Genomic DNA, 5748 nt, shown 5'->3' with positions numbered 1-5748 from the left:
ATATGGTCAGCTTCCCAGGGCGCGCAGAATATCCTGCGGGGAAGGCGAGGGACCCAGCGAGCGGAGAAGCGCCGTTCCCCGCGCGCCGGCCGGCGCGCGCCGGCCAACCTCCGTGAAGAAGTCGTTACGGCGCCGGCGCTCTGGGAAATGCTCCCGTGCCCAAGCGCTGTGATATCCCAGTCCCAGCGCTCGCTGTAACAGGGTGTGTCCGACGACGAAATAGGCGCCATCCAGGAAGCGCTGGCGGTGGGGCGCCAGTGCCGGCGCATCGAAATCGTCCACCAGCTTCTGGCCGAAGCTGTTCATCTCCGTCCCGACCAGTATCGGCAGGTGAAGCTCGCCGGCCGCGGCGATGATCTCGTGCAGGCGGGCGACCTTCTGCCGGCGAAGCTCTTCGTCGGCGACGTTCCAGTTGCGATCGGGGACGATGTTAAGCGCCACCGCGCCGTTGGAGACTTGAAAGGAGAGCCAACCTTTCGCATCCCGCTCCGTTTCCGAGAAGCCGTCCAGCCAGGCACAGCAGGAGAGCGCACCGCAGGCATGAATAAGGCGGTTCAGCTCCTCCAGCGTGGGGAACATGGCCGGGCTGGGGGTTATGTAGCCCACGCCGCCCCGCTTCATCAGGCGAGAGCGGACCAGGTTCTGAAAGCCGGCGCTGTCCTGGATCATCTCCTCGACCTGGGAGCGCGGCATGGCCAGTTTCTCGGCCCAGAAGCCGGCGGGATCCGGGTAACGCCTCGCCGCGGCCCGGATATAGGCCAGCACGATATGGCGCTCGGTCGGGTTGCCCGCCGGCGACAGGGGCAGGACGTCCCGTTGGTAGTCCACCGTCACCGGGTCCAGGTAGGCGTTGACGCGCGCGACGATCTCCTGATTGCGCTGGGCGGCGCGCCGGCGCATGCCCTCCAGCGTATCTGCAACCTCCGCCGGCGCCTGTCCCGAGATGAACCCGATGCCGATGTGATAGCAGATGCCTGGTTCCCCCGGCGAATTGATCTCTCTATCCCCATATTCGGGGATGTAGACGCGGGTTTCCAGGCCGGCGGCCCCCCGCACCTCCAGCAGATCGCACGCCTCCAGAAATTCCTCTACCCCATCCAATACATCGAAATCCACGATGCCTACCGCCCGAAAGCCCCGGCGCTTGGCCAGCCATGCCATGGCGGTGGGGGAGTAGCCGTAGGCGTTGAACGAGAAGAAGGTATGGCAGTGCATGTTAACCACATCCATTTCCGGCGGGAAGGTTACTTTCCCCTGCCGTGCCAGGTCAACCAGCGTCTGCAGGGCTTCCCGCCGGCGGGATGGGTCAAAGTCCGATAGTTGTTTCTCCAGTTCTGCGATGTCGCTCATGCGCTGGTCCATGGGACTATCGTCTAAGCTTGCTCCGGTTAGCGCTGTCGCCATAACGCGCGGCGGTATTCCTCATCCGGGCGGGTGTGGATGCGTTCCACGGCGCTGGCCGGCAGGAAATGAGGGCCGCCCAGCGCATAGGTGCCCAGGATGACCCGGGCGGTCTTGACGTACATGGCCGTGGTATGCTGGACATCCGCGGCGGTCTTGCCCAGGGCAATGAGGCCGTGGTTCTGCAAGAGAATGACCTTGGGCGGCTGGTAATGCGTGTCCAGGTAGCGGTTCAGGCCGTCTCGCACTGCCCTGGCCAGGGCGACGCCCGGATCGGTATATGGGATGAAGAGGGGCGCCACGCCGCAGTAGACGATCTCCTCGGGGAAGAGCCGGCCGCTGACCGCCTCTTCGGCCTTCTGGGAGCAGAGGATGGCATTGACGACGGTGGGGTGGGTGTGTCCCACGAAATTGACGCCCTCCAGTTGGAGCACCAGGGCATGGAGGATGGTCTCCACAGAGGGGCGGATGGTAACGCCGGCGTCCACCTTGGATCGCTCTAGAAGCGCAAGGATGTCCTTATCGGTAGGATTGGGCAGGTCGAGCGCGGCGAGGACGTCGCGGAAGCGCACCCGCACGAAGCCGGCGGCATCAATCGTGCGCAGTTCGAAACCGCTGGCCTTGACCCAGAAGGTCTCGTCATCAATGCGGGCGGAGGTGTTGCCCTCTCCCAGGATGGCGAGGTCATTGGCCGGGTCGCCCAGGTAGCGGGACATTTCCACCAGTTTTTCCAGTATCGTCTCCGCGGACATGGATTCTGCTCCTATGCGAAATGTTGTTCCAGTTCCGAGATTTCCCTCTCCCCGATGGGGATGATGGGGCCAATAGCCAGCGCGTTCAGGACCGCCATGGCGGTGAAGTCCACCACTTCCAGCCGGTCGAAAGCCTGATGAATGCTCTTGCCGGTGGCGAGCACGGTGTCATTTTCGATGAGCAGGGTGGGGCTTTGCGGTGTGATGGCGGCGGAGATGGTCTCCGGGGCCAGGTACACCCGGCCGTGCGGCACCAGCGGCACCTTGCGGAGCACGACGTAGCTTTCGGGGATGGTGGTGGTGTCCAGCGGCCGGCGGGTGACCGCGAAGGCCATGGCGTGCGGCGACTGCGCCGTCACGATGCAGGCGATGTCGGGATGGTCGGCGTAGATGCGCCGATGCAGGTTCACTGCCCGGCTGGGGCGCTTGCCTTCCTCCGCCTGGCCGTCCTGGATGAGCACGATGTCCTCCACGTCAATGTAGCGGCGGTCAATGCCGTACGGCGTGATGAGGAAAGCATCCTGGCCCAGGCGGGCGGACATGGTGCCTTCGGTGCTGGTCATCAGGCGCTGTTCATAGGCGCGGTGCACGAAGCGGCAGATTTCGGCGCGCAGTTCTCGCTCGCGGCTGGAAGGGCGTGCCGGCGTGAAGGTGGGGAGCGGGGGCGGCGGCGCTTCGAACCGGGCGATCTGCTCGTCGGTCAGGATGAAGAGGGGGCCCAGCCGGCCGGCCATGATCTGGGTCTTGGCGCAGAAGTCCAGCGTCTCCAGCCGCTGAAAGGCGGTCAGCAGATCTGGCCCGACCGTTACCACGCCGTGGTTCTCCAGCAGAACCACGTCGTAGCCCTGCGCAAAGGTGTCGGCAATGACCTCGCCGAGCTGAGGGCTTCCCGGCAAGGCATAGGGTGCGTATCCCACCATCCCGCAGACATGATGTGCCTGGGGGATGATGCGGGTGTCGGGGATGCGCCGGGCGATGCTGAAGGACATCAGGTACGGCGAATGGGCGTGGACGATGGCGCGCACGTCCGGCCGGCGGGCGTAGATCGTCTGATGAAAGGGCAGTTCGCTGGAGGGCTGATGCGGGCCGGCGACGCTCCCATCGGGGTCAATGCGCATGATGTCGGTGGGGCGCAGGCTTCCCTTATCCACCGCCGATGGGGTGATCCAGAGGGTGCCGTCCTCCTCCAGCACCGAGAGGTTCCCGCCGGAGGTGGTGGTCAGCCCATAACGGTAGATGCGGTCCATGATGTGGACCAGTTGTTCCCTGGGATGCAGGAGCTCAAAGCGCATGGTCAACCCCGCTTGGCCAGCACGCTGGCCTCATAGGCGCGTATCTCATCCATAAAATTGATCCCCACCGGCACGCCCTGCTGGAGACAGTAATAGTCCCAGACCGCCTGGTGCGGCATGGTTTTCAGCTCCTCTAGCAGGGCAAGCCGGCCGGTGAAGTCGCCGGCAAGCTCCATCTCCCGCAGACGCTCGGTCGGTTCCAGCAGGGCCATTAGCAGGGCCTTGAGTGCACTGCGGGCGCCGATGACCCAGGCGGCCACGCGGTTGATGCTGGCATCGAAGTAGTCCAGCCCGATATGCACCCGCTCCAGGAAGCCGCCGCGCACGATCTCCTGCATGATGGCCAGCAGTTCTTCCGTCAGGATCACCACATGGTCGCTGTCCCAGCGGACGCCGCGGCTGATATGCAGGAGCAGTTCGTCTACGAAGAGGAGCACCGCCGAGATCTTGTCGGACACAAGCTCGGTCGGGTGAAAGTGGCCGGTGTCCAGGCAGACCAGGATGCGGCGGGTCACGGCATAGCCCAGGTAAAACTCATGGGAGCCGGCCACATAGCTCTCGGAGCCGATGCCGAAGAGCTTGCCCTCCACAGAATCGCGGTTAAAGCGTGGGTCAATTTTCTCCGCCAGGATGGCATCCAGCGATTCGATGAGCCGCTGGCGGGGGCCCTTGCGGTCGGCCGGCAGGTCCTTATAACCGTCCGGGATCCAGATATTGGTGATGCACGGCGTGCCGAGGGTTTTGCCGAAGTACTCGCCGATCTTGCGGCAGGCGATGCCGTGCTCGATCCAGAAGCGGCGGATGCCGGCGTCCGGGTGCGTCAGGGTGAAGCCGCTGTCGGCCAGGGGATGGGAGAAGAAGGTGGGGTTGAAGTCAATGCCGTGTCCCTTCTCCATGGCCCAATCGGCCCAGCCGGCGAAATGCTCGGGTCGAAGCTCATTGCGCTCGACCCGGCGGCCGCCGGTCTCGGCGTAGATAGCGTGCAGGTTGAGGCGGTGCCGGCCGGGGATGAGGCGGTAGGCCATGTCCAGGTCCTGGCGCAGTTCATCGGGGGTGCGGGCGCGGCCGGGGTAGTTGCCGGTGGCGGCGATGCCGCCGCTCAGGCCGGCCTCGGGCGCTTCGAAGCCGCGCACGTCATCGCCCTGCCAGCAGTGCAGGCTGAGGGAGATGCCGGCCAGTCTCTGGAGGGCCTGATCGGTATCCACCCCCAGCGCGGCATAGCGCTCTTTCGCCAGGGCATAGGCCTGGCGGATGCTCTGTTCGGATGGTTTGTTGTTCATCAGACACCTCGTCGGATGCGGCGCACTAATCCAGATGGAACACCTCTTCCAGTTCGATCATGCTTTGGTCGGCGTGCTCGCCGGTCAGGCCCTCGAAGAAGGGGGCCATCATATCCTGCCAGCGTTTGTTGACCTCTTCCTTGGCCATGCCGGCCAGGGCCGCCTGGAAGCTCTCCGGCGTCTCAAAATAGCCGAACAGGAGACCATCATCGCGCATGAAGAGCGAATAATTGTGCCAGCCGTTGCGGCGCAGGGCATCCAGCATTTCGGGCCACACGTTCTGATGGATGCGCTTGTACTCCTCAATTTTATCCGGCTTGACCTTCAGCAAAAATGCGACGCGCTTCATGGAATCCCTCCTTGCTTATGGATCAGCGGTAGACGACCGATTTTACAGCGTTGATGATGTCTGCTACGCTGGGCATAGCCTCCCACTCGAGCTGGCGGTTGTACGGGATAGGCACATCCTCCGTCGCCACCTGCATGATGGGGGCGTCGAGCCAGTCGAACGCCTCGCGCTGGACGCGGGCGGCCACTTCCGCGGTGAAGCCGCCGGTGAGATGGCCCTCGTTCACCACCACCAGCCGGCCGGTTTTCTTCACCGAGCGCAGGATGGCGTCGATGTCCAGCGGTTTCAGGGTGCGCGGGTCAATGACCTCGGCCTGAATGCCCTCTTTCTCCAGTTCGCCGGCGGCCTGCAGGGCGAAGTGCACCATGCGCGAGGTGGCCACAATGGTGACGTCGTCGCCGGCGCGCTTGATGTCCGCCACCCCAATCGGTACCAGATACTCCTCCTCCGGCACTGGCCCGGTAGTGATATAGAGTAGTTTGTGCTCGATAAAGATGACCGGGTTGTCGTTGCGGATGGCGGACTTGAGCAGACCCTTGGCGTCGTACGGGGTGGACGGCTGGATGACGATGAGACCCGGGATGTGGACGAACCACATCTCCAGGCTCTGGGAATGCTGGGCGGCGTTGCCGCGGACGGCGCCTCCCTGGGTGCGGATGACCATGGGCACGCGC

The 5748-nt window shown here is 64.2% G+C and carries 6 protein-coding genes; all 6 read right to left on the bottom strand.

Features of this window, described 5'->3' with window-relative positions:
- Window positions 1-6: 6 nt before the first annotated feature.
- On the bottom strand, window positions 7-1350 hold the full coding sequence (locus H5T60_10715) for a hypothetical protein (GenBank protein ID MBC7242903.1): 1344 nt from the start codon (window positions 1348-1350) through the stop codon (window positions 7-9).
- Between the two features lie 38 nt (window positions 1351-1388).
- A complete protein-coding gene (locus H5T60_10710) occupies window positions 1389-2153 on the bottom strand; it encodes a class II aldolase (GenBank protein MBC7242902.1) in 765 nt (254 codons plus the stop codon).
- An 11-nt stretch (window positions 2154-2164) separates the two neighbouring features.
- On the bottom strand, window positions 2165-3445 hold the full coding sequence (locus H5T60_10705) for a class II aldolase/adducin family protein (protein ID MBC7242901.1): 1281 nt from the start codon (window positions 3443-3445) through the stop codon (window positions 2165-2167).
- 2 nt (window positions 3446-3447) lie between these two features.
- The gene (locus H5T60_10700; GenBank protein MBC7242900.1) at window positions 3448-4725 is read right to left on the bottom strand and encodes an L-rhamnose isomerase; all 1278 of its coding nucleotides are present in this window, start codon (window positions 4723-4725) and stop codon (window positions 3448-3450) included.
- A gap of 25 nt (window positions 4726-4750) precedes the next feature.
- Window positions 4751-5074 (bottom strand): L-rhamnose mutarotase, encoded by a 324-nt coding sequence (locus tag H5T60_10695; protein MBC7242899.1) that lies wholly within the window; start codon window positions 5072-5074, stop codon window positions 4751-4753.
- A 22-nt stretch (window positions 5075-5096) separates the two neighbouring features.
- A partial coding sequence (locus H5T60_10690; protein MBC7242898.1) for a dehydrogenase occupies window positions 5097-5748 on the bottom strand: 652 nt, incomplete at its 5' end.

Source organism: Anaerolineae bacterium, assembly GCA_014360855.1.
Taxonomy (GTDB): domain Bacteria; phylum Chloroflexota; class Anaerolineae; order JACIWP01; family JACIWP01; genus JACIWP01.
Note: the sequence above shows the minus strand (reverse complement) of the source record. Positions and strands in the feature narration are given on the sequence as shown.

What these genes read in the sequence shown, in the direction of transcription:
- H5T60_10715 (MBC7242903.1), bottom strand. Translation starts at nt 1,350, where the DNA reads ATGAGCGACATCGCAGAACTGGAGAAACAACTATCGGACTTTGACCCA.
- H5T60_10710 (MBC7242902.1), bottom strand. Translation starts at nt 2,153, where the DNA reads ATGTCCGCGGAGACGATACTGGAAAAACTGGTGGAAATGTCCCGCTAC.
- H5T60_10705 (MBC7242901.1), bottom strand. Translation starts at nt 3,445, where the DNA reads ATGCGCTTTGAGCTCCTGCATCCCAGGGAACAACTGGTCCACATCATG.
- H5T60_10700 (MBC7242900.1), bottom strand. Translation starts at nt 4,725, where the DNA reads ATGAACAACAAACCATCCGAACAGAGCATCCGCCAGGCCTATGCCCTG.
- H5T60_10695 (MBC7242899.1), bottom strand. Translation starts at nt 5,074, where the DNA reads ATGAAGCGCGTCGCATTTTTGCTGAAGGTCAAGCCGGATAAAATTGAG.